Source organism: Erysipelatoclostridium sp. An173 (assembly GCF_963931465.1).
Classification (GTDB): Bacteria; Bacillota_I; Bacilli_A; order Erysipelotrichales; family Coprobacillaceae; genus Thomasclavelia; species Thomasclavelia merdavium.
In genome coordinates, this window is the sequence record NZ_OZ007017.1 from 2,523,055 (window position 1) to 2,547,874 (window position 24,820).

Sequence of the window (24,820 nt, forward strand, 5' to 3'; positions counted from 1 at the left end):
TTACGCCTCCTTTCTAACTTCATTAAAAGCTTCTATTTTAGCTTGTTCATTTGATAAACCTTGCTTTTCATAATATTTTATTAATTCAATCATCCGTTTATAATCATGAGGTACAACTTTTTTAAACAAGGTAACTTCTTGACCAAAGTTATCTAAGATTCTTTTAGCAACCGCTGATTTAGTATGTTCATAATGTTTTGAAATCAATTTTCGTAACTGCTCTTCATCATATTTACTAGTTACTGCACTATACATAACTAGTTCCTTGTTGATTCGTGAATATAAACGATTATCAGGATCATATACATAGGCAATTCCTCCTGACATTCCAGCAGCAAAGTTACGACCTGTTTTACCTAAAATAACAACTAAACCACCTGTCATATATTCAAGGCCATGATCACCTACTCCTTCAACAACTGCTGTTGCTCCAGAATTACGTACAGCAAAACGTTCTCCTGCAATACCATTGATATACGCTTGTCCTGATGTTGCACCATACAAAGCAACATTACCAACAATAATATTTTCTTCAGCATTAAAATTAGAATTATCTGGTGGTACTACTACTAATTTTCCACCTGATAGACCTTTTCCAAAATAATCATTACTATCACCATGTAATGATAAAGTTAATCCTTTAGGGATAAAAGCTCCAAAGCTTTGACCACCTGAACCATAACAGTTAACAGTAAAGGTATCATCATCTAATTTATTATTATATTTTTTGGTAATTTCTGATCCAAATAATGTTCCTAAAGTACGATCGGTATTCGATACTTCAATATCTATTTGCGCTTTTTGATTATTTTCTAATGCTTGTTTAAATTGTTTTAATAAGATAGTTGTATCTTTAACTTCATTTAGTTTAAAGTCATAATTATTTTTTGGATTATGATGAGTTTCTTTTGAATTAACAAATGGATTATTGATAATCTTTGATAAATCAACATTTTTAACATCAGGTCTTAATTCTAATAAATCACTACGTCCTACCATTTCATCAATTGTTCTAAAACCAAGCATCGCCATATATTCTCTTAACTCTTGAGCTACAAAGCGCATAAAGTTTTCTACATATTCAGGTTTACCGGTAAATCTTTTTCTTAAAATTGGATTTTGAGTAGCAACGCCTACTGGACAAGTATCTAAGTTACAAACTCTCATCATGACACATCCCATCGTTACTAATGGTGCTGTTGCAAAACCATATTCTTCAGCACCTAATAATGTAGCGATAGCCAAATCACGACCAGTCATTAATTTACCATCAGTTTCTAAAACTACGCGTCCTCGAAGATCATTCATAATTAATGTTTGATGAGCTTCAGCAAGACCTAATTCCCAAGGTAAACCAGCATTATAAACTGAATTTCTTGGTGCTGCTCCAGTACCACCATCATAACCAGAAATCAATATAACTCCAGCACCAGCTTTAGCAACACCAGCAGCTACAGTTCCAACTCCAGCTTCTGAAACAAGTTTAACTGAAATTCGAGCATCTTGATTAGCGTTTTTCAAGTCATAAATTAATTGTGCTAAATCTTCAATAGAATAAATATCATGATGCGGTGGAGGTGAAATCAAACCAACGCCTGGCGTACTATGACGTGTTTTAGCAATCCATGGATAAACTTTTCCAGCTGGCAATTGACCTCCTTCACCTGGTTTAGCTCCTTGAGCCATTTTAATTTGAATTTCTTTAGCTGAACATAAATATTCTGATGTTACCCCAAAACGTCCTGAAGCAACCTGCTTAATTGCTGAACATTTACTATCACCATTTTCATCAGGAATAAAGCGACTAGGATCTTCGCCACCTTCACCACTATTTGACTTCCCTTTTAAGCGATTCATTGCAATTGCCATTGTTTCATGAGCTTCTTTAGAAATTGAACCATAAGACATTGCTCCTGTTTTAAAACGCTGAACAATTTTTTCAACACTTTCAACTTCATCAATAGGGATTGATTTAGTCTTTTTAAACTGCAATAATCCTCGTAAATTTAAGTCTTTTCCTTCTTCATCAATCATAGCTGAATATTCTTTGAATAATTGATAATCACCTTTACGCGTTGCTAATTGTAGTTTATGGATCGTTTGTGGATTATATAAATGTTCTTCTTTTCCACTACGTTCTTTATGATCACCGCGACTATCTAGTGTAATATCAACCCCAAGTCCTAATGGATCATAAACACGACTATGACGATAATCAACATCATCTTCAATATCCTTAATTGTTTTTCCTTCAATTCGAGAAACTGTTTTTGGGAAATATTTATCAACAAACTCTTTTGCTAGTCCAATTGCTTCAAAATTTTGAGAACCGCGATATGATTGAATCGTTGAAATTCCCATTTTAGAAGCAATTTTAACAATACCATGTAAAATTCCCTCATTATAATCATCAACAGCTGCATAATAGTCTTTATCCAATAAACCTTCATCAATTAATTCAAAAATAGTATCTTGAGCCAAGTAACCATTAACAGCACTAGCTCCATATCCAATCAACGTAGCATAATGATGAACTTCTCTTGGTTCTGCTGATTCAATAATCAAAGCCACAGACATTCTCTTTTTAGTATTTACTAAATGTTCATTCATAGCAGCTACTGCTAATAATGAAGGAATTGGAACATGATTTTCATCAACGCCACGATCAGATAAAATCAAAATATTAGCACCACCATGATAAGCTTTGTCCGCTTCAACAAACAATTTATCTAAAGCTTTTTCAAGTGAAGTATTTTTATAATATAAAATTGATAATACGGCAACTTTAAAACCATCTTTTTTAATATTCTTTATTTTCAATAAATCAGTATTACTTAAAATTGGATTTTCAATTTTAAGTAAACGACAATTTTGCTCATTATCATTTAAGATATTTCCTTCACTACCAATGCAAAGCGATGTTGAAGTAATAATTTCTTCTCTAATCGCATCAATTGGTGGATTGGTAACCTGAGCAAATAATTGTTTAAAATAGTTAAATAATGGTGGATGTTGTTTTGATAATACCGCTAATGGTCCATCATTACCCATTGCCACAACTTCTTCACTACCATTTAAAGCCATCTTTTTAATATAAGTATTTACATCTTCATAACTATAACCATATATTTTTTGTAGTTTGGTCAATTCATCACCTTGATAACGTTCTACACGAGCATTAGGAATACGCATATCTTTTAGTTTAATTAAATTGCTTTCAAGCCATTCACCATATGGTTGTTTATGAGCATAACTTTCTTTTAAATCATTATCTTCAATTAACTTACCAGCTTTAGTATCTACTAATAACATTTTTCCAGGACGAAGTCGATCTTTTACTACGATATCTTCAGGTGGTATATCCAAAGCTCCGACTTCTGATGATAATACTAAATAATCATCTTTAGTAATATAGTAGCGTGATGGTCTTAGTCCATTACGATCTAAAACTGCCCCCATTACTTCACCATCACTAAACAAGATTGAAGCTGGACCATCCCATGGTTCCATTAAAGTAGAATTATATTCATAAAAATCTTTCTTTGCTTGTGACATGCTTTTGTCATTTTCAAACGGTTCTGGAATACACATCATAACTGCTCGTGGTAATTCCATCCCAGACATTACTAAAAATTCTAAAGTATTGTCTAACATAGCTGAATCAGAACCATCAACATCTACTACTGGATACACTTTATTAGTATCTAATAAATCTGTTTCCATGATTTCTTCACGGCAAAGCATGTTATTAGCATTTCCCTTGATGGTATTAATTTCACCATTATGAACTATAAAACGATTAGGATGGGCTCTTTGCCATGATGGCATGGTATTTGTTGAAAAACGCGAATGAACTAATGCAATAGCACTTTTATATTCTTCATCTTGTAAATCAACAAAAAATGAACGTAATTGACCAACTAAAAACATTCCTTTATATACAATTGTTCGTGATGAAAAAGAACATACGTAAGTATTATCAAAATTACTTTGTTCAAATATTCTTCTTACTTGATAAAGCTTACGATCAAAAGAAATTCCTTTAGCGACATCTTCTGGTTTCTTTATAAAACATTGCCAAATTGATGGCATTGCTTCTAAAGCTTTTTTACCTAATACCTCAGGAACTGTCGGCACCTTTCGCCAACCTAAAAATTCCATTCCTTCTTTTTTCACAATTGTTTCTAACATTCTTTTAACTCGATTACGTAAATGTTCTTCTATTGGTAAAAAAAGCATTCCCACACCATAGCATCCTTCTAATGGTAAGGAAAAATCTTTAATAGTTTTCTTAAAATAACTATATGGTACTTGAGTTAAAATTCCAACACCATCGCCAGTTTCCCCTAAAGCGTCCTTACCGGCACGATGTTCTAATTGTTCAACGATTTTCAAGGCATTACTTACTGTTATATGCGTCTTTACTCCTTTTATGTTGACAACAGCACCAATACCACAATTATCATGTTCAAAAGATTTGTCATATAAGCCAAGATTTCTATTTTCGTTCATATCGGTTCCCCCTTTTTTTGTAGCCTCATAATACACTATTTCGATTAAAGTGTAAAGATAGGTGTTATTTTTAGGAATTTCCTAATTTTATCGTATTTTAGCGTTATTTTATGCCATTTTTATTGCAAAATAACTATTTTTTAGCAATGTTAATAATTATTTTTTACTAATTTAATAAATTTTTCTATTTAAAAAAATTTAATTTTTTTTAAATTTTTCATCCTTTTTCTACTAACTTCTTGAAAATAACATTAAAAAGAGTAATATATAATAAAGAAAAAGGAGAATTAACTATGGCAAAAAAATTTATCGTAGAAACTTCAGCAAGACATGTTCATTTATCAAACAGCGATCTTGAAACATTATTTGGTAAAGGTTACCAATTAACAAACAAAAAAGATTTATCTCAACCAGGGCAATTTGCTTGTGCAGAAAAAGTTACAGTAGTTGGTCCAAAAGGGGAACAAAAAATGTCAGTTTTAGGTCCAACAAGAAATGCTACTCAAGTTGAAATTTCATTAACTGATGCTCGTTCTTTAGGTTTTAATGCTTTAATTAGAGAATCTGGAGATATCGAAGGAACTGCTGGATGTAAAATTATTGGACCAGCTGGTGAAGTTGAAATTCCTTATGGTGTAATTGCCGCAAAACGTCATATCCATATGACACCTGCAGATGCCAAGGAATTTGGGGTTAAAGATAAAGATGTTGTTAGTGTAAAAATCGAAACTGAAGGACGTTCATTAATTTTTGGTGATGTAGTATGTCGTGTAAGTGATAGCTATGCCCTTGCAATGCATATTGATACTGATGAATCAAACGCTGCTGGATGTGGTCGTGAAGTTTATGGAACAATTGTTGAATAAAAAAGCCTAATGGCTTTTTTTTATCGTAACTTTTGTCGAATTATGTTATAATCCAAAAGTGTAGGTGATATGATGAAAATTTTAGATATGTTAGGTAAAACAAAAAAAGCAATTGGTGGTTTAATTGCCATTTTCATAGTTTGTGCATTGATCTTTTTTGCGGGAACTAGATTTGCAAGTAATAGTGATGAACCAGAAATTACTTCAACTGGAATTACTCAACAACTTCAAGATATTGAAGAATTAGCCACTTTATCATATAACTATACTAAAGTTGGTGAATTCTCTAATAGTTTACAATTTAATGGCTGGGATATTCCATTAACACAAAAAAGTTTTTTAATTACATATGATGGACAATTAAAAGCTGGAATCAAAATGGATAAAATCAAAGTAGATGTTTCTAATGACAATATTACTGTTTCCATCCCTGATATAGAAATTTTAAGTAATGAAATTGATGAAAGCAGTATTGAAGTTTATGATGAATCACGTAATATTTTTAATCCTATTTCTGTCAATGATTATGCAACTTTCGCAACTAGTCAAAAAGAAGCTGTTGAAGCTGAAGCCATTGAAAATGGTCTATTGTCTCAAGCAGCTACTAAGACTCAAGATACTATAAAAAAATATTTAAATGCTATTCCAGGCATTGAAGGTAATTATCAAATTGATGTTAAGTTTATTGAAAGTAACAGTGATAAAAAATAACTAATACTTTATTAAAAATATTTATAGTCAAAAAGATTTCTCTTTCATTTTATAAGAGGAATCTTTTTTATTAAGCACTTTTGCTTTTAGAAGATTTAATATGATTAAAAGTTGCCTGATTTATATACTGCTTTAATGTCATATTTAAATTTTCTTTAAATAATTTACGCACATAACCTTCAGAAATATTAAATTTTTGACTAATCTTTGATACTGTTAAACATTCATCATCATTTTCATCGATAAACCTCAATATTTCAACAATCATATTTTTATGTTTAGTTTCGATAACATTTCTTTTTTTACAACTTAAATTTTCCAGTAACAAAAAAACAAGCATTTTAATATAACTATTAATTCTAATATCATCATCATGGCTATCTGTATTATAAAATCTGATAATCTCTAATATTTTTTCTAAAATAATTTTATTTATATAATCATCAGGCTGTCTAAAATATATTTTATCAATATCTTGATAACACTTCTTTAAGTAATCATAATCTATCTGCAATGTATAACCTTTGTAATACTCTTGCATAAAATCAGGTTGAATTTCATGTATTATCTTAGAGTTAATCACATATTTTTCCAGCAGTTATTGTTTTAATATCACCATCGATCCATAAATCAAAATTACCATATAAAGGTACTAATATTTCAACGCTTTGATGACAATGTTTTCCAATGGCTTTACCATTAAAATTTTCAAAATAAAAATCATGTAATTTTGTTGGTAAATTATGATTATGCTCTATTTTTTCATACTTATACATTATTTCACCTTCATTTATTTTCACATTACTAAATCACAAATAATACAAAAAAATGGCCTAATAGACCATTTTAGAAAACTTATTTATTTACAGCGTTTTTTAAAGCCGTACTAGGTTTAAAAGCTGGTGCTTTACTAGCTGCAATAGTCATTGGTTCACCAGTTCTTGGATTACGACCAGTTCTTTCTCCTCTTTCACGTACTTCAAAATTACCGAAACCTTTTAATGATACTTTTTCACCTTTAGTTAAAGCATCAGTTACTACATCAACAAATGAAGTAATTACTTTATCAACATCTGTTTTTGTCATTTCTGTACTTGAAGCAATCGCTTCGATTAATTCAGCTTTGTTCATATTAATTTCTCCTCGTATTATTTTTATATAGGAACAATCCTACAATTATTATATTACTTATTAACAATCATTACAAGTTTTAATCGATTAATCAACAAATTCTTGATTTATTTTTTCAACAAAATTTTCAACTGCTTCTTGTGGTGTTGCCCAAGATGTAACTAGGCGGATACAGTGATGATCATCATCGATTTTATCCATAATATTAAAACTAAAATCCTTTTGTAACTCTTTAATTAGTTTATCATTTACAATTGGAAACAACTGATTAGTAGGTGAATCAACATACATTTTAAAATTCTTTAACCCAGCTCGTAATAAATCAGCCATTTTATTTTCATATTGCCCAATTTCTAAATAAAGATTATTACTAAAAAGTTCTTTAAATTGCACTCCTAGCAATCTGCCTTTAGCTAACATTGCTCCTTTTTGTTTAATATTATAACGAAAATCTGGTTTTAAATCATCATTAATAATTACTAAACATTCACCAAATAAAGCTCCCATTTTGGTACCGCCTATATAAAAGGCATCGCTATATTTAGCTAAATTGGCTAATGAAGGCGTATTTTCTATTGCCAAAGCACTTCCAAGTCGAGCCCCATCAACAAATAAGTATAACTGATGTTCTTGACAAGTTTTATAGATTGCTTTTAATTCATCAAGATAATATACAGAACCATATTCAGTTGATTGAGAGATATAAACCATCTTAGGTTGTACCATATGTTCATCTGGATGTTGATTTAAAATATCAACAATCATATCTGGTGTTAATTTTCCATTTTTATGAGGAACTGTTAATACTTTATGTCCAGTAGCTTCAATTGCCCCTGTTTCATGAACATTAATATGCCCGCTATCAACAGCAATAACAGCCTGATAAGGTTTTAAAGCCGATGAAATTAAAACAGCATTAGTTTGGGTTCCCCCAACTAGATAATGAACATCAACGTTATCATTTTGTAATTGTTTTTTTAATAACATTGTTGCTTCCTTGCAATATTTATCTAAACCATAACCATCGCATTGCTCTAAATTTGTTTTAATTAAGGCTTCCATTATTTTTGGATGAGCTCCTTCGCTATAATCATTTGTAAAACTATACATAAAAATCCTCCTATCTTCTTGGATATAACAATCCATACCTTACATATAAAACATCAAAAAAAGTTTTTAAAACAGTTGTTCCTGAAATTGATGACTCTGTAAAATCACTCTCTTTTCCATGAACAATAAATGTCTTATCGGCCTGCTTTATAACTTCACTATCAGGATTTAAAGTAACCAAAATTACTTTAGCACCTCGATTTTTTATTGATGTAATTAAATCACCGATTGGATGAACCCGTGCTCGAACAGATAATACAATGGCAACACTATCTTCATCAAGCAATTCAATTCGCTGACTATCATCACCACGATCAGCAAAAGCATATGAAAATTTACCTAGTTTAACTAATTTAAATTGAATATCAGAAGCTAAAATTTTATTAAACTGAAAGCCAAAAAAATGTAACTTTTTTGCATCATAAATAATATCACATAATCGATCTATTTCATGAATATCAATATATTTTTTACTTTCAATCAATGAATCAATTGTCAACCCATAAACAAGATCTACACATCTTTGTGGATTTTGATGAATAGCTACTAAATCTTCAGGTTCCATTTTTATTTCATGGCTAGCTTGCCGCAGTCCATCTTGAACTTCTTTTTTAAAATCCGCAAAATTATCACATTTCAATGCTTTACAAAATCTTGAAATCGTTGCTGGCGAAGTATAACACAAATCAGCTAATTCATTAATCGATATATCAGGAATTTTTTCAATATTATTTAAAACCTGATAACAAATTGTATAATACATATCTTGACTATATGAAGCGTTAATATATGTAAGTAAATTATACAAAATATCGACTTCACTATTTTCTTTTCTTTTTGTCACGACTCCCACCTCCCTACTTCATTATACACAATTTACTTTTAAAATAAAAACCTGTTTGTTTTTAAAGGACAACCGCTAAAACGATTGTCCTTCAACTTAATCATTAAAATACGTAAACTCTAAACAATATACTAATTCATCAAACATCTTAGTATTAAAACCATAACAATCACAATCATCCATTTCGCCATCCCAATCATTATTAAGCTGATCTAATAATGGTTGAACTTCTTCAGGCTTTAAATCCACTGTAATATAAAATTCACTATGATCTTTTATTGGCTGATATGGTCGATTAGGTGAGATTGAAAAATCAGGATTAATATCTAATAATTTCTTTTTAACTTGTTGATAATCTTTATCTTGTTCACTTGATATTACAACATGTAACCTAGCTAACATAAATTCCTCCTTACATTTTAATTATATTATAATGATTTAACTCAAAAAATAAAAGACTGAGATTAATATTAATCCCAATCTATATATTACTACTCAGTTGTTCGCCAGAACATAGCTTCATCACCAACTGGCGCCAATAACACTTTGCCACTCCCACGATAAACGTTAACTAAGCCTTCTCCTGAAGCAGCAGAACCAATTAATGTTTTTCCTGATCTTTCTACTGTAAAATCTAGAGTGCCGCTCCAAGCTATCGCCATGTTTCCATCTATTTTTAAAACGTCATTATTTAAAGTCACTTCAATTAATTCTTCTCTTGGACATTTAGATTCTAAACAAATTATTCCACTACCAAAAATTCCTAAATTAAAAAGACCTTCATTTCCAGCTACAGTAGATGATATATTAGAACGAGCTACTGCTTTATGTTGTAATGATGATTCGCAAGCTAAAAATAAACCATCATCTAAAACAATTGATTGCTCCCATTCATTAGTATCAATCAATAAAATATGTTTATAAGTTGGCTCTAGTATTAATAACCCATTACCAGTATATTCTGGTTTAATAGCTGATTCACCAGTAACTTTCCCCCTAACAGCTTTAGAAAATAAATCACCAACACCTTTAATGCCAGTAGTTGCATTTACTTCCCCTACCATCCACTGCATTGCTCCAGCCTGGATAGTAATATTACTTTGAGCAACACGACAAATTACCTGTCTTTTTCTAACATTCATCTTATCTGCAAAATAAGCCATCTGAGCGTTTTGCGGTGTCACACTTAAATCTTTTTGATACTCAATAACTGAAAAAGGTCCTTTACTATCAATTATCGAAACATCATCATTATCCCAAAAGTTCTTTACATTAAACATCTTCTCATCCCTTCTTTCTATATTAATTATAATTTTATCACAAAAAGAGCTATAAATCAGTTACTTAAAAAAATCTAAACAAATATCATAAAATAGCACATATTAAAAGCCAGCCATAGCTGACTTTTAATTAATAGCATCACTGCCAGTTTCTCCAGTTCTTATTCTTAAAGCACTCTTTAAGTTATAGCTAATAATTTTTCCATCACCAGGATTACCTGTAAATGCAGCTTTTTTAATTGCTGCAATGGTTTTAGCTTCCCAGTTTTCATCACTAACAATTATTTCAAATTTAATTTTTGGTAACATATTTACTTCTATTTCATTACCACGAACAATTTCAGTATACCCTTTTTGGATTCCACATCCCATTACTTGATAAACCGTTATTCCATGGACTTCAATTTGTGATAGTGCTTCTTTGACATCTTCAAACTTTTCTTCACGAATATATGCTTCTATTTTAATCATATGAACACCTCCTAATCCAATCCATTAAATGATGGATATGCAGTTTCATTATGTTGAGAAATATCCAAACCAATTTGTTCTTCTCGTTTTTCTACTCTTAAAGTAGTAAATAAACGAACAATAGCAATACAAATAAGTGTTCCAGCAACAGCTACTAAAATAGTTACTAAAATACTAATAATTTGAGCTACTAATAATTGGGTATCACCAAAAAATAATCCATTCCATCTTGCTACACTGTTAATTGATGTTTGAGCAAATAATCCTGTAGCAATTCCGCCCCAGATACCACCAATTCCATGACATCCAAATGCATCTAATGCATCATCGTAGCCAAAACGTTTTTTACCTTTAGATATCATCAAATAGCAAATCGGACTACCAACTAAACCAATAATAATCGCTGACCAGATAGGAACATAACCGGCTCCTGGTGTAATAGCTACTAGACCAACTATTAATCCAGTAACACTACCAACAAGAGTTGGTTTTTTGTTCATCCATACGTCCATAGCCATCCAAGATAACATTCCAGCAGCTGCTGAAACTGCAGTAGTCATAAAAGCATGAACTGCAAGTCCATTAGCTTTTAAAGCACTTCCGGCATTAAAACCAAACCATCCAAATAACAATAAACTAGCGCCTAATACTACAAATGGAATATTATGGATACGATATTTAGCATGATCATAATCTTTGCGTTTACCTAAAACAATACATAAGATTAAAGCACTTACTCCTGAACTAATATGGACAACATTACCACCAGCAAAATCTACTGAACCTATTTTAGCCAAAATGCCACCAAGTCCCCAGACCATGTGAGCCATTGGATAATAGACTATTGTTGACCAAGCGATAATAAAGATAAATAATGCTTTAAATTTCATTCTTCCAGCAACTGCTCCAGTTATCAATGCTGGTGTAATAATTGCAAACATCATTTGAAAAGCAGCATATTCTAAACTAGGAATAGAATCTGCATAACTACCGGGCTGCAAACCAATGCCATTTAACCCCAAAAAGCTTAAATCACCAATAATTCCAAAGTGATCGTTGCCAAATGCTAGTGAATATCCAAATAATACCCACATTACCATTGCAATACCGATTACAAATATTGATGTCATCATTGTATTAACAACATTTTTTCTTCTAACCATACCCCCATAGAAGAAAGCTAAACCAGGTGTCATTAATAATACTAATGCTGCACAAATCAATATAAATCCTGTGTCGCCTGTATTAATCATATTTATTCCCCCTTATCATTTATGATTACGTTTTTAAGTATAAATGATAAATTATTATTATGCAAGTATATTTTTATTATTAATTATTAAAATATTAGCTTTACAGCATCTTTTACCTAAAAAAGTATCTAAATATATAATAATAGCTGTTAACTTAGTTAACAGCTATATGATCTTGCATACTACCCTAATATAATTTTATACTAATCAGTAGTTTGTAAATGCTTTTTTATAAATGACTTAAATGAAAAACTATTAGTAATAGTAGTTAATAAATCAGAAATCGGCTCTGCAAGCATTACTGCTAAAACTCCATTAGAAATAACATTAGGTAAGAAATAAATTAATGGAATCAATAAAATTATCTTGCGATAAAAAGCAAAGAAAAATGATCTTTTACCAAATCCAAGTGAAGTATAAGTTTGTTGGAAAGTTGAATTAGCACCCATAATAATAAAACCAAAAACATATACTCTTAACATCCAACTTGCTAGTTCAACCAATTCCGGGTCGTTAGCAAACAATTGAACAAATAAACTTGGGAATAATTCCATTAATAAAACACCAACAATTGAATACGTTAATGCTGCCTTTAAAGCTAGCGAAATTGTTTTTTTAACTCGATCATATTTACCTGCGCCATAATTATAACTAATAATCGGTTGTGTAGCTTGGGCAATTCCTTCCATTGGCAGTGATAGTATTTGTGACATTGACATCATAATTGTCATCGCACTAACAGCAATATCACCACCATAAAATAATAATTGGCGGTTAAATGAAACTTGTAAAATACCTTCTGTAGAGCTCATAAAAAATGGTGATAATCCTAATCCAAACACTCTTTTCATGACATTTAAATCATATTCTAGTGATTTTTTCGTTAATCTTAACATAGTTTTTTTACCAAAGAAAAAACCTAAAACCCATAAACAAGATACAAATTGTGAAATAACAGTGGCAACAGCCGCTCCAGCAACCCCCATATCAAAAAGAAAAATAAATACCGGATCTAAAATAATATTTAATATACCACCTAATAATAAAGTGAACATACCATATTTAGCAAAACCCTGGGCATTAATAAAATAATTTAATCCCACACTTAATTGCGCAAAAATAGTTCCCCAGCTATAAATTCGTAAATATTGTAAGGCATAGTCCAGTGTATTTTCACTTGCCCCAAACAACATTAAAATCTGAGTACCAAATAGATTTAAAATCACAATAATGATAATTGATGTAATCATTAAACTTTTAAAACAATTCCCTAAAATCTTTTGTGCTTCTTCAGTATTTTTTTCACCTAAGCGAATGGAAGCTAATGGTGCCCCACCACGGCCAAATAAATTAGTAACTGCTGTAATTATTGTAATAATTGAAGTACATAAACCAATTCCAGCAATTGCTAATGAACTATTGGGTAATCTGCCAATATAAATTCGATCAACCAGATTATAAATTAAAGTTGTTAACTGAGCTAATATTGATGGGATAGCTAACGAAATTAATAATGTTGATATTTTTTCATTTTCTAGTCGTTCATTCATTAATTTTCCCTCCTATATTTTGATACATTTTACTTAAATAGTAGTTAAAATTTTCTTTATCTTCTTTACTCATTCCCTGGTAAACTTGTTTAGTATAATAACTTTGAACATCTTGAATTTTAGTAATCAATTCACTTGCTTCATCAGTAATTTTTAAAATATTACATCTTCTATTTTTAGGATCCGTTTCGCGATTTAAAAAACCTCGTTTTACTAATTTTTCAACCGCAATGGAAACATGAGCTTTAGAAATACCACGAACATCAACAATTTCTTGAGCATAATGATATTCAGGATTATTTGCTAAAAAAGCTAAGATATCAATTTCAATTTGAGATATTTGATACTCCTTTATCAAATCATCAAATAAACTATTATAATATTTCAATATGTATGAATAAATAGTTAGGCTAAATGTTTTCATTCTTTCACCTCGAATAGTTCAATTTTAAACTATTATATAATAAACAGTTAATTTTATCAACAATCAAACAAAAAGAAAAACTATCCAATTATCTGGATAGTTTAACGTCGATCTTCTTCGTATTTTGTAATTTCACCAGTTGTGGCATCAACATCTATATCATATTCAGTGTTATCTTTAATCACTTCAATTTCATATTTTAAAACACCGTCATCATTATCTAATTCACATCTAACAAATTCACCACTACCACCAATCCGATCTGTAGCTATCTTCTTAGCCTCGTCTTCGGTAATAGTTGTTTGATTAGTTTGATTATTAGTTGTGTTTTGATTAGCTACATAATCATCATCTTTTTCTTTTTTAACAATATCACCACTTTCACCATCTATTTCTAAATCATATTTTTCACTATCAGTTACAATTTCAAACTCATAATATGTTCTTCCATCATCACGATCTTTGCTTGATTTAATAACTTCACCATCTACTTCTTCTAAAGCTATTTTTTGGGCTTCTTCCATCGTCATAACATCACCACTACCGCTATTACTACATCCTACTAATACTAATCCTAATAAAACTAAACTTGCTAATTTTTTCATATCATTCACTACTCCTTATAAATGTTATTGTAAATTCAGTATATTCATTTATCGTACTGGCAACTTCTAATGAATACCCATAACTGCTACAAACTCTTTTAGCAATTGCCAGTCCTAATCCAAAATTGTTATTATTTTGGGCTCTTGATTCATCGGCCCGATAAAAACGATCAAATATATATTCAATTTTATCAGTATCTATTCCAATGCCGTAATCTTTTACTTTTAATTTTAATGAATCATAAGATATTTCAATTTTTTTAGAATCATCTCGTGCATATTTAATCGCATTATCTATCAAAATGATTAATAATTGTTTCAAATGCTCTGGTTGCATCCAAACTTGATCAGTTGAATTTATTGTAATTACATACTCAAATTCTGGATGCATTTCTTTAAAATTATTTACAATTTCTTCAACAATTGGTCCTACTTCAATTGGATTATCACATTGAATCTTCATCTCTCTTGTTAAATGTAATAATTCATTACATAATTGCGCTAAACGTTCAACTTCACTATGAGCAACCTCTAAACCATTATTTAGAATTTCCGGGTCATCTTTACCCCAGCGCTGCAGCATTTCAATGTTTCCTTTAATAATTGCAAGTGGTGTTTTTAATTCATGTGATGCATCACTTACAAATTGATCTTGTTGTTTTAATGCTTGATGTGCCAAACTAATTGTCTCATTAAATTCTCGTCCTAACATTGCTAGTTCATCATTTCCTTCAATTTTTAGACGATGTTCAAAACCATCGCTTTTTATTTTTTGAATATTATTAGTAAATTGTTCTACCGTTTTTAAAAAACGCTTGCTAATTACAACTCCACAAATAATACTTGTGACTAATGCTACAACCAACAAAATTAGTAAAAGAACTATTACTACCCCTGCAATAGGAATCGCTAGATCTTCATCCATCGCATAGATACGACCGACAATCAGCAAATAATAAACCATATAAAGTACAAGAATTAAACTAAACAAAACAATTACACTCATAATAATTAATGATGTTGAGCTAATTAATTGAAATCGAAATGACTTTTTTTTCATCCCAAACGATACCCTACTCCACGAACTGTTTCGATTGGAATACCTTTCATTTTATTACGCAAATACCGAATATATACTTCAACAACATTAGTCGAAACATCACCATCATAACCCCAAACTTGATCAAGAATATCATTACGACTGACCACTTTACCACCATTTTTTACTAATAGAGCCAACAAATCAAATTCAGTTGTAGTTAAAGTTACTTCATGTTCTTGATAAAAAACCTGACGCTTATCAATAATCATTTTAACTTGACCATAAACATACTCATTAACTTTATTTTGCATATTTACTCGTCTTAATAAAGCATTAATTCTTGCCAACAATTCTTCCATTGCAAATGGTTTAGCTAAATAATCATCTGCTCCTACTTGCAAACCATTTACTTTATCCATTACTTCATCACGTGCTGTCAACATAATTACTGGTGTTTGTTTTTTTTCACGTAATTGGCGACATAGCTCTATTCCGTTTATCCTTGGCAACATCAAGTCTAAAAGTATTAATTCATAATCATTCTCTAATGATTTTTTTAATCCATCTTCACCATCAAAAGCCTGATCACATTGATAGCCGCTATGCGTTAATTCTAACTTTAATAAATTAGACATATTTTTTTCATCTTCTACTATTAGTATTGCCACTTTTATCACTCCTTATATTCATAACCGATAATTTCACTAGTTTTTGCACTAACTTTTACATCTATTACTTCTAAATTCTGGTCACGAATTGCAATTTCATATATTATTTCTAAGTTATCATATTCAATTTCAGAGGATATTATTGATCCAGGAAAATGATTTAAAGCGATCATGTGTGCTTCACTTTTAGAACAGTTAATATTGTTTAAAGTTGTATTCAAAATATATATTCCTGAAAAAACAATTAGAACTATTAACAAAACAGCTATAATAACTACTTGTTTTTTATACCTTAACAATTTTTCCATCTCATTTCCTCCTTTACATCTATATCATAACTTAATTTTAATTGTTTTTGCTTAAAAACACATAATAATTAAATGAGAATTTTCTCATAAACATACATCTTTTCTCTTTAATATCTTAATTTTATCACTTAATCACTAATACTATCAAACTAAACGATTTCTTCATTAAAAACTTGTCATATTTTGCAATATCTACTATAATTATTTCCATGAAAAAAATAAGATACTTTTTACCGATGATTATTTGGATGATTTTTATTTTTATAATGTCGAATACTAACGGTAACGACTCTTCATCACAAAGCAATTTTTTTGCTAATATAATTTTACAATTTATAAATATCGATAAAGAAACATTAACATTTCTAATCCGTAAAGTAGCTCATATGAGTGAATATGCTATCCTAGCGTTATTTACATATTACGCACTAATTAAAATTGCTTTTAATAAAAGAATTATATTCCAAATAACATTTTTAATTTCTTTTTTATATGCTTGTAGCGATGAATTTCACCAATTGTTTATTAGTGGCAGAAGTGGTCAATTCACTGATATTATAATTGATAGTACTGGCTGTTTAATAATGCTACTGTTTCTTTATTTATGGCAAAAAAAGAAAAATGAATCTAATGATTATTAGGTTCATTTTCTTTTTCACACTTTTCAACTTTATCTTTTAACTTTTCTAAAGCCTCTTTAATTACAGTCAAACTATCTTCATCACCCTTTTCTTTATCTTCAAAACACTCATTTAATACTGCCTGCCAGGCTGCATTTGATGATAAAATATCACCAATTACATTAAACCAGGCTCCTAATGCCGCTTGTTCATTTACTGAAAACTCATTAGTAAAAAAAAACCAAGAATAACAGCTATCCCTGTAAAACTCAACGAATCAATACTTGGAAGATACATGTCTTACCTCCTTATATTATTATACGCTTTTATAAAAATGCTATTAGGCACCCATAAAAAAAACAAAAAAAACATGAGCCCTAAAGAAACTCTCAAGCTCATGTCTTCATATTATTTAATTAGATATTTTTAAATTCCAAATAGTAAATCTACATATGTTGGAATTGGCCAATAGTCAGCATCTACTAATGTTTCAACTGTATCTACAGTTTCACGTAATTCATTCATTGCTTTAAATACATTATCACGCCATGCAACTGCTTGTTCAAATATTTCTACATCCATATTTTGAGCATCAGCAATATCTTTATCTAAAACATCGATTTGTTGTTTCATTGTTTTAATTAATCCTGCTAATTTATTTGCATCATCAACTAAGAAACCAACATCAATACCCGCTTCTTTTCCAGAAATAACTTCTGAAGATACTTTACTCAAATAATCACAAACTGCAGGATAGATTTGTGTTTTAGCCATCTTTAACGCTGTTAATCCTTCTACTTGGATTGTTTTAACATAGTTTTCAAGTAAAATTTCATAACGAGAACCTAATTCAACACGGCTATAAACACCTAAGCGATCAAGCATTTCTAAATTCTTTTCTTCTTTTAAACATTTTAAAGCATCTACAGTATTTTTATTATTTAATAAACCACGTCTAGCTGCTTCTTCTTCCCATTCAGCTGAATATCCATCACCATTAAAGATAATTCTTTTATGTTCAGAAATAAATTCTTTAACAACTTCGTCAAAAGTTTTTCCAGCTTCTAATTCATCTGCCATTTTTTCCATTTCATCAGCTAAAATAGCATTTAAAATAGTATTTGGCCCGGCAATTGATTGACTAGAACCAACTGCTCTAAATTCAAATTTATTTCCAGTAAATGCAAATGGTGAAGTACGGTTACGATCAGTATTATCTTTAGAGAATGTTGGAACAACTGATACCCCAGTTGCAAAACGTCCAGTATCAATTTTACTAATCTTTTTACCATCACAAATTTCTTCAATTAATGCATTTAAATCTTCTCCTAAAAACATTGAAATAATTGCTGGCGGTGCTTCATTAGCACCTAAACGATGATCATTACCAGCACTTGCAATACTCATTCTTAATAAATCAGCATATTCATCAACCGCTTTAATAGTACATGCAAGTGATGCAATAAATGGTTTATTTTCAACTGGATTACTACCTGGATCAAATAAATTAATACCAGTATTTGTCATAACAGACCAGTTATTATGTTTACCAGAACCATTTACACCAGCAAAAGGTTTTTCATGTAATAAACAACGTAAACCATGAGCCTTAGCAACATCCTGCATGATCTGCATTAACAAATGGTTGTTGTCACTAGTAATATTTACTTTTGTATATACACAAGCAACTTCGTGTTGAGCAGGAGCAACTTCATTGTGTTTAGTCTTTGATGGAATACCATATTTCCACAATTCACGATCCAAATCTTTCATGAAAGCAGCAACTTTACGTTTAAGACTTCCAAAATAGTGATCTTCTAATTCTTGACCTTTAGGTGCCATTGCACCAAATAAAGTTCTACCTGTTAATTTTAAGTCCATTCTTTCTTGATAATATTTATCTTCTACCAAGAAATATTCTTGTTCAGCACCAACAGAAGCTGATACTTTTGTTACTCCATCTACACCAATTAATGGTAATAAACGGCATGCCGCTTTAGATAAAGCATCACATGATCTAAGTAATGGTGTCTTTTTATCTAGTGCTTCACCTGTATATGAACAAAACAAAGTAGGAATATATAGTGTTCCATCTTTAACAAACGCAGGTGATGTACAATCCCATGCAGTATATCCACGAGCTTCAAATGTTGCTCTTAAGCCACCAGATGGGAATGATGAAGCATCAGGTTCACCTTTTCTTAAAGTTTTACCACTAAATTGTAAAACCGCTTTAGATCCTTCTGGTTCTAAAAATGCATCATGTTTTTCAGCTGTTAAACCTGTCATTGGCATAAACCAGTGTGAAAAATGAGTAGCTCCATGTTCCAATGCCCAAATCTTCATTGCGTTCGCAATTACTGTAGCACATTCTTTAGATAATTCTTCACCTTTATCTAAAGATTCATGAAAAGCTTTGTAAATAGATTTAGGAATACGTTCTTTCATTGTATCATCAGTGAAAGCTAAAATTCCGTAATCTTCTAATAACTTATTCATATCTTCCATTCTAAGTTCCCCCTTGTAGTTTACCAATACAACCATATATATATAATATATGCCTTGTATGCCGTTATTATACAGTTAGTTGTTTCTAGTGTCAACATTAAAATAATATTTTTTTATTATTCTGATAATATTTATTCATCAACAAAAAAAGTAATCATAGCGATTACTTTTTTATTATTATATTAACTTTTTGTTTCCTGCTTTCTAGCAGCTTGTGCTTCTTCCTTCAATCTTCTTTTACGTTTCTTTTCATATGAATGATGAGTTGCCGCATATTCTTTATTTTGAACATGAATACGTTTATTAACTCTAACAACTTCTTCAATAAATTTCATACGATCTCTAGGTGTAACAACAATTCTTTTTTTATTTCCTGTATAAATTTCTAAAGCACGAGGGCTAGTAATGATTTTAGTCATCTTTGGAACCGGATCACAAATTGTTTCACAAGTAAGAAGATTAATTTCTTTATCTTTGCCAAGACGACGATTAATAATTAAGTTTTTACGTTCTATTGTATATTTATAAGGACGAAATAAATTGAAATAAACTACTATCGCTATACCAAAAATAGCTACAATAATTGCGCTCATTAAATTACCAAAGATAAATTCTACAACCACATATATTATATAAAATATTTCAAAATATAAAATTGCCGGATTTAACGCCCGTTTAAATTCTATTTTTTTCATAATAACCTCTTTTCTAAAAATATTTACTATAATATTATATCGTACCTAAAACATTATAGCAATTATAAATTATCCCAAACCCATAACTTATAGCTGCTATATTATTAAATAAAAGAAAGACGGAAACTCCGTCTTTCCTTTCAAACATATTATTTTTATTCTGCAGCTTGTTTGTTTTGGAATCTTTCGTATGCAATTAAGAATGGTGCATAGATTACGATAGATACAACCAAAGCAATTGCTTGAGAAACTGCACCCATTACATTGGCACCTGTAGTTAAGAAACCATGTAAGATAGGTGGAGTTGTCCAAGGAGTATTGATAACTGCTTTTGGACAGAAGCCAATAACTGTTAAAATATAACCAACCATAATAGTTGCAATTGGAGCCAATACGAATGGAATACCTAAGATTGGGTTTAATACCATTGGGATACCAAATGTAACAGTTTCGTTAATGTTGAATAATGCTGGAACTAAAGAGATACCTGCGATTGTACGGTTATCTTCACGTTTACCGAATACTAAGATTGAGATAACTAAACCGATTGTAACCCCAGAACCACCGAATTCACCGAACATTTGTAACCAAGCCATTGCGAAAATTCCTAATTCATCGCTATAAGCATCGTTAGTTTTTGAGAAAGTTTCAATATTTTCAAGCATAATTGGAGTAAATAAAGCTTCTTTTACAGCTGATAACATGTTGTTACCATGGATACCAACTAACCAGAATAACATGATTAATACATAAATAACGATAATACCTGGAACTGTAGCACCAATTGAACCTAAAGGACCTTGAATATAAGTAGAGATCAAGTCATTTAAATATTGACCAGTTGCCATTTCAGCTAAACGACCGATAACAGCAATGATAATTAAAGTGATACATGCAGGAATTAATACTTCGAATGCACGAGCAACACCAGGTGGAACTGATTCAGGCATTTTTAATTTCAATTTATCAACTTTACGTAATGCACAGAAGATTTCAACTGAAACAACACCAATAATCATACCTGTAAATAGACCAGTTGCACCTAAAGCGTTTCCACTGATACCAGCGAAAGCATCTTTAGCACCTTCGATTGTATAACTATTTTGAGTTACTGCTAACCAGCAAGCAAGTCCTAATAAACCTGCGAAGTATCCAGTTTCACCATTTGATTCACCAATTTCTTGAGCGATACCAAAAGTGATACCAACTGTGATACATGAAATTGTAGCAAATTGAATTGCTGAGAATGCTGGGTTAATAAAATCAAGAGCCATGATTGGTTCCCAGAACATACCTAACCCAGAATCTGCGTTAACTAATACGTTGCACCATAATACCCCTATCGCACCGGCAATAGTTAAAGGCATGAAAGTTTGGAACGCATTTTTAATTGCAGATAAATACTTGTTTTGTCCACACCACGCACCAACACGTCCAAGGACATCTGCCATTTTGTCCATATATTTTTTCCTCCCTTAAAATATCTATTGACAATATAAGTATAAAATTTAATTGCCAAAAAGTCAATGCTTTTTGCAATTAAAAGTACCATACTTTTAAAAATAAAACCGGTATCGACTAAAAAAACATTGGTATATTGAGGGTTTTTAACCGTATATTTTTTTGAAAAAAAATTAAAAACGCTTACATAATGTAGCGTTTCACGTAGCAACTGTAACAGTTTGTAACTCAAAATCATTATAATGGAACCTTGAAAATGAATACTCGAAAATTACGCCAGTACTTAAGTACGCTATCTGTTCAACTTCAAAATACGGATCCGTTTCCTTTAGTCCTAAATATTGCTGTTCCAAAGGTGATGATAAATGCCCACGAACTTTTTTATGAGCGCTTTGGATTTTTAGTTTTAAATCTTTTTCAATATATCGATAAATTGATGATTTTAAATGTTCCAGTTTTAAATTAGGAATTACTGATATTGGCATATAAATAATTTCCAAAGCATAGGGTCGATTGTCTAGCTTTCTAAATCTTATAATATGATAAACAAACGAACCTTCTTCAATTTGTAATTTTTTCGATATATGCTCATCGCTTGGAATAACTTCAAAAACAATTATCTCTGTTTCAATTTTTTTAATTCCTTCATAACGTTGTGTCAATCCTTTAGTAAAAAGATTAGCTTTATTAGGCGAATCAGAAGACGGATCATAATCCTTAACAAAAGTTCCAGCCCCTCGTCTTCTAATTATCAATCCCTCTTTAACCAAAATATCCAGAGCTTTTTTCATTGTTTCTTTATTACAATGATATGTCACACATAATACATATTCATATGGGAGTTTTTGTCCATAGGTGTATTTGCCACCTTTTATCTTGGATCTAATATCATCTGCAATTTCGATGTATTTTACCATGATACCCCTCCTAGCTGCTCTCTAATTTAAAAATACCATACTTTTAATAAATTTGCACGGACTTTTTAATTATTTAACATCTAGATAAATCAATCAATAAAAAAACATTAAGAACTTGCATTTTTTAAACAAAACAAAAAAGCCCATTAGGGCTTTTTATAGATAACTATTATTTAGAATCAATAACTTTAATTGCTGCTTTTAATACATTTTCACCATTCATCATTCCATAATCGCGCATTTCGATTACTTCTATAGGTGTAGTTGTTTTTGTTTTTAATCCTTTTAATTCATGACGAACTTGTGGGCCTAACATTATAACATCCCATTCATCCAATTGAGTAGCTGCATCTGTAATTGGTAAAGCAATGATTTTAGCATCAATACCATCAGCTTCAGCAGCTTTTTCCATTCTTTGTACTAGCATGCTTGTAGACATTCCAGCATTACATACCAATAAAATTTTGTACATAAAAAAATTACTCCTTTCACATCTAATTATTTAGTTTTCTATGTACTTATATTATAACACTTTCATATATTATTTCTATCAATTTTATTAAATATTTTTGACGCGTGTTACTAATATTTCTTATATTTATTTAATTATAATTTCCTTTACAATTGTATTATCAAATTCTTTAATAATAAATTTATCATCTTCATAAATACCATAACTATTCCTTCCCTCTTTAGGCAAAGAAATTGATGATGGATTTATAATATAAATCCCATTTTCGCACTTAGCTACTGGTCTATGAATATGACCATAAACAAAAATATCACCCTCATTTAAATTAGGTAAATTTTCTTCATTAAATAAATGACCATGACTTAAAAAGAAATGATGTCCATCAACATCAATTGTTGCATAATCTGCCATCATCGGGAAATCAAGAACCATCTGATCAACTTCTGCGTCACAATTTCCTCTAACAGCAATAATTGTATTCTTTAAATCATTCAAAACAGGTATAACCTTCTTAGGTGCATATTCTTTCGGTAAATCATTACGAGGCCCGTGATATAATAAATCGCCTAATAAAATTAACTTATCAGGCTTTTCATTATAATAAGCTTCTAGTGCTTTATTTAAATAATAATATGATCCATGTATATCGGATATAAACATTAATTTCATTTTAATTCCCCTCCACCGGATAACGTACTATAGTTTTTAAATCTTCAGGTGCTACTTTTTTAGGATTATTTAAATATATTTCATGATGAAATCCACTTAATTTTAAATTAGCTACCGTAATATACTCCATTAACTTTTTAGTAGAATTTATTTCTGTGTTATAGGGACCAATATGTAACATCTGTAAACATTCCCCTTCTTCGAATTCCTTTAAATAAATATCCAAAGAAAAAAAACTCTCTGTTTTACTAAACAATTTTGCTTTAGCCTCCTCAAGCATTTCATTTGTTAATATATCAGGTTGAGGCATCAATAATGTATACTTAATCATTTTTTTACGTGTTACATCAAAATGACTGTTATCATACGTATCCCAAATTCCTTCAAGTTTAGCACCACTAAATTGAATATTTTCCATCAAATAATATTCTTTTAAAATTTTATTTAAGCTAAACATCAGTTCTGACTTAAGTTTAAATTCTGCAACGGTAGGATTTCCAACCCCATCAACAGCAATGTATTTCATTTTAGGCACCATTAATCGGCTTATTTTTTTAGTCGTAGCTCGATACAATTGTGAATATTTCTTTTTAATATCATATTTATCCATCGCATCATCCCCTATCTTTAAACTATTATATAACTTTTGCCTAAAATTACCACTTAAAAATCGTAAAGTTTCAATTCACAAAAATACTAGCTT

26 protein-coding genes are annotated in these 24,820 nt (G+C 30.4%); 3 read left to right on the forward strand and 23 right to left on the reverse strand.

All coding sequences use genetic code 11. The annotated features are described in order from the left end of the window. On the reverse strand, nucleotides 1-4,512 hold the full coding sequence (gene gltB, locus ABGT36_RS12560) for a glutamate synthase large subunit (RefSeq protein WP_346678282.1): 4,512 nt from the start codon (nucleotides 4,510-4,512) through the stop codon (nucleotides 1-3). A 293-nt stretch (nucleotides 4,513-4,805) separates the two neighbouring features. Here gltB and ABGT36_RS12565 point away from each other — a divergent pair, with 293 nt between their 5' ends. Together ABGT36_RS12565 and ABGT36_RS12570 are read left to right on the forward strand one after the other, a co-directional pair. Next, a complete protein-coding gene (locus ABGT36_RS12565; protein ID WP_346678284.1) occupies nucleotides 4,806-5,378 on the forward strand; it encodes a phosphate propanoyltransferase in 573 nt (190 codons plus the stop codon). A gap of 72 nt (nucleotides 5,379-5,450) precedes the next feature. After that, on the forward strand, nucleotides 5,451-6,089 hold the full coding sequence (locus tag ABGT36_RS12570; protein ID WP_087298569.1) for a DUF4230 domain-containing protein: 639 nt from the start codon (nucleotides 5,451-5,453) through the stop codon (nucleotides 6,087-6,089). Nucleotides 6,090-6,159: 70 nt separating this feature from the next. On the opposite strand, the gene ABGT36_RS12575 is transcribed toward ABGT36_RS12570, so the two are convergent. From ABGT36_RS12575 to ABGT36_RS12645, 15 genes are all read right to left on the reverse strand, one after another. Then, entirely contained in the window at nucleotides 6,160-6,672 is a 513-nt protein-coding gene (locus ABGT36_RS12575) for an AraC family transcriptional regulator (RefSeq protein ID WP_346678286.1), read from the reverse strand. Further along, nucleotides 6,665-6,865, reverse strand: a complete 201-nt coding sequence (locus tag ABGT36_RS12580) for a hypothetical protein (protein ID WP_308698001.1) — start codon at nucleotides 6,863-6,865, stop codon at nucleotides 6,665-6,667. The genes ABGT36_RS12575 and ABGT36_RS12580 overlap by 8 nt, the downstream gene beginning before the upstream one ends. Nucleotides 6,866-6,944: 79 nt before the next feature. Further along, nucleotides 6,945-7,220 (reverse strand): HU family DNA-binding protein, encoded by a 276-nt coding sequence (locus tag ABGT36_RS12585; RefSeq protein WP_087298572.1) that lies wholly within the window; start codon nucleotides 7,218-7,220, stop codon nucleotides 6,945-6,947. An 87-nt stretch (nucleotides 7,221-7,307) separates the two neighbouring features. Then, complete coding sequence (locus ABGT36_RS12590) at nucleotides 7,308-8,330, reverse strand: low specificity L-threonine aldolase (protein ID WP_300627540.1); 1,023 nt, start codon at nucleotides 8,328-8,330, stop codon at nucleotides 7,308-7,310. A 10-nt stretch (nucleotides 8,331-8,340) separates the two neighbouring features. Then, entirely contained in the window at nucleotides 8,341-9,174 is an 834-nt protein-coding gene (locus tag ABGT36_RS12595) for a MurR/RpiR family transcriptional regulator (protein WP_300082576.1), read from the reverse strand. A 96-nt stretch (nucleotides 9,175-9,270) separates the two neighbouring features. Then, entirely contained in the window at nucleotides 9,271-9,576 is a 306-nt protein-coding gene (locus ABGT36_RS12600) for a hypothetical protein (protein WP_300082574.1), read from the reverse strand. 89 nt (nucleotides 9,577-9,665) lie between these two features. Then, nucleotides 9,666-10,454, reverse strand: a complete 789-nt coding sequence (locus ABGT36_RS12605) for an AIM24 family protein (RefSeq protein WP_087298576.1) — start codon at nucleotides 10,452-10,454, stop codon at nucleotides 9,666-9,668. A gap of 126 nt (nucleotides 10,455-10,580) precedes the next feature. Beyond that, nucleotides 10,581-10,925 carry a P-II family nitrogen regulator gene (locus tag ABGT36_RS12610; RefSeq protein WP_087298577.1) on the reverse strand — a complete coding sequence of 115 codons (345 nt, stop codon included), beginning with the start codon at nucleotides 10,923-10,925 and terminating at the stop codon, nucleotides 10,581-10,583. 11 nt (nucleotides 10,926-10,936) lie between these two features. Next, nucleotides 10,937-12,178, reverse strand: a complete 1,242-nt coding sequence (locus tag ABGT36_RS12615; protein ID WP_087374661.1) for an ammonium transporter — start codon at nucleotides 12,176-12,178, stop codon at nucleotides 10,937-10,939. A gap of 203 nt (nucleotides 12,179-12,381) precedes the next feature. After that, the gene (locus ABGT36_RS12620; RefSeq protein ID WP_300627533.1) at nucleotides 12,382-13,728 is read right to left on the reverse strand and encodes an MATE family efflux transporter; all 1,347 of its coding nucleotides are present in this window, start codon (nucleotides 13,726-13,728) and stop codon (nucleotides 12,382-12,384) included. Further along, nucleotides 13,721-14,152: a MarR family winged helix-turn-helix transcriptional regulator gene (locus tag ABGT36_RS12625; RefSeq protein WP_087298580.1), complete on the reverse strand. Its 432-nt coding sequence runs from the start codon at nucleotides 14,150-14,152 to the stop codon at nucleotides 13,721-13,723. Before ABGT36_RS12625 ends, ABGT36_RS12620 begins: the two co-directional genes overlap by 8 nt. 101 nt (nucleotides 14,153-14,253) lie before the next feature. Further along, the gene (locus tag ABGT36_RS12630; RefSeq protein WP_087298581.1) at nucleotides 14,254-14,757 is read right to left on the reverse strand and encodes a PepSY domain-containing protein; all 504 of its coding nucleotides are present in this window, start codon (nucleotides 14,755-14,757) and stop codon (nucleotides 14,254-14,256) included. A 1-nt stretch (nucleotide 14,758) separates the two neighbouring features. Beyond that, complete coding sequence (locus ABGT36_RS12635) at nucleotides 14,759-15,817, reverse strand: HAMP domain-containing sensor histidine kinase (protein ID WP_346678292.1); 1,059 nt, start codon at nucleotides 15,815-15,817, stop codon at nucleotides 14,759-14,761. Continuing rightward, nucleotides 15,814-16,467, reverse strand: coding sequence for a response regulator transcription factor (locus tag ABGT36_RS12640; RefSeq protein ID WP_087298583.1), 654 nt, complete (start codon nucleotides 16,465-16,467; stop codon nucleotides 15,814-15,816). The genes ABGT36_RS12635 and ABGT36_RS12640 overlap by 4 nt, the downstream gene beginning before the upstream one ends. Before the next feature lie 5 nt (nucleotides 16,468-16,472). Beyond that, nucleotides 16,473-16,775 carry a PepSY domain-containing protein gene (locus tag ABGT36_RS12645; RefSeq protein ID WP_087372413.1) on the reverse strand — a complete coding sequence of 101 codons (303 nt, stop codon included), beginning with the start codon at nucleotides 16,773-16,775 and terminating at the stop codon, nucleotides 16,473-16,475. A gap of 236 nt (nucleotides 16,776-17,011) precedes the next feature. On the opposite strand from ABGT36_RS12645, the gene ABGT36_RS12650 reads away from it, so the two are divergent. Further along, nucleotides 17,012-17,416: a VanZ family protein gene (locus ABGT36_RS12650; RefSeq protein WP_346678295.1), complete on the forward strand. Its 405-nt coding sequence runs from the start codon at nucleotides 17,012-17,014 to the stop codon at nucleotides 17,414-17,416. 405 nt (nucleotides 17,417-17,821) lie between these two features. Here ABGT36_RS12650 and ABGT36_RS12655 read toward each other — a convergent pair whose 3' ends face one another. The 7 genes from ABGT36_RS12655 to ABGT36_RS12685 form a co-directional block, all read right to left on the reverse strand. Then, nucleotides 17,822-19,903, reverse strand: a complete 2,082-nt coding sequence (locus tag ABGT36_RS12655) for a glutamine synthetase III (protein ID WP_346678296.1) — start codon at nucleotides 19,901-19,903, stop codon at nucleotides 17,822-17,824. Between the two features lie 182 nt (nucleotides 19,904-20,085). After that, on the reverse strand, nucleotides 20,086-20,598 hold the full coding sequence (locus ABGT36_RS12660; protein WP_087298588.1) for a PH domain-containing protein: 513 nt from the start codon (nucleotides 20,596-20,598) through the stop codon (nucleotides 20,086-20,088). Nucleotides 20,599-20,753: 155 nt separating this feature from the next. Then, nucleotides 20,754-22,058: a PTS transporter subunit EIIC gene (locus tag ABGT36_RS12665; RefSeq protein WP_346678299.1), complete on the reverse strand. Its 1,305-nt coding sequence runs from the start codon at nucleotides 22,056-22,058 to the stop codon at nucleotides 20,754-20,756. Between the two features lie 201 nt (nucleotides 22,059-22,259). Beyond that, nucleotides 22,260-22,976, reverse strand: a complete 717-nt coding sequence (locus tag ABGT36_RS12670; protein ID WP_346678301.1) for a GntR family transcriptional regulator — start codon at nucleotides 22,974-22,976, stop codon at nucleotides 22,260-22,262. Nucleotides 22,977-23,145: 169 nt separating this feature from the next. Continuing rightward, nucleotides 23,146-23,448 (reverse strand): PTS sugar transporter subunit IIB, encoded by a 303-nt coding sequence (locus tag ABGT36_RS12675; RefSeq protein WP_087298591.1) that lies wholly within the window; start codon nucleotides 23,446-23,448, stop codon nucleotides 23,146-23,148. 126 nt (nucleotides 23,449-23,574) lie between these two features. Further along, nucleotides 23,575-24,117 (reverse strand): phosphodiesterase, encoded by a 543-nt coding sequence (gene yfcE, locus ABGT36_RS12680; RefSeq protein ID WP_087298592.1) that lies wholly within the window; start codon nucleotides 24,115-24,117, stop codon nucleotides 23,575-23,577. A 1-nt stretch (nucleotide 24,118) separates the two neighbouring features. Next, on the reverse strand, nucleotides 24,119-24,727 hold the full coding sequence (locus ABGT36_RS12685; RefSeq protein WP_300082130.1) for a GyrI-like domain-containing protein: 609 nt from the start codon (nucleotides 24,725-24,727) through the stop codon (nucleotides 24,119-24,121). Between the last annotated feature and the right edge of the window lie 93 nt (nucleotides 24,728-24,820).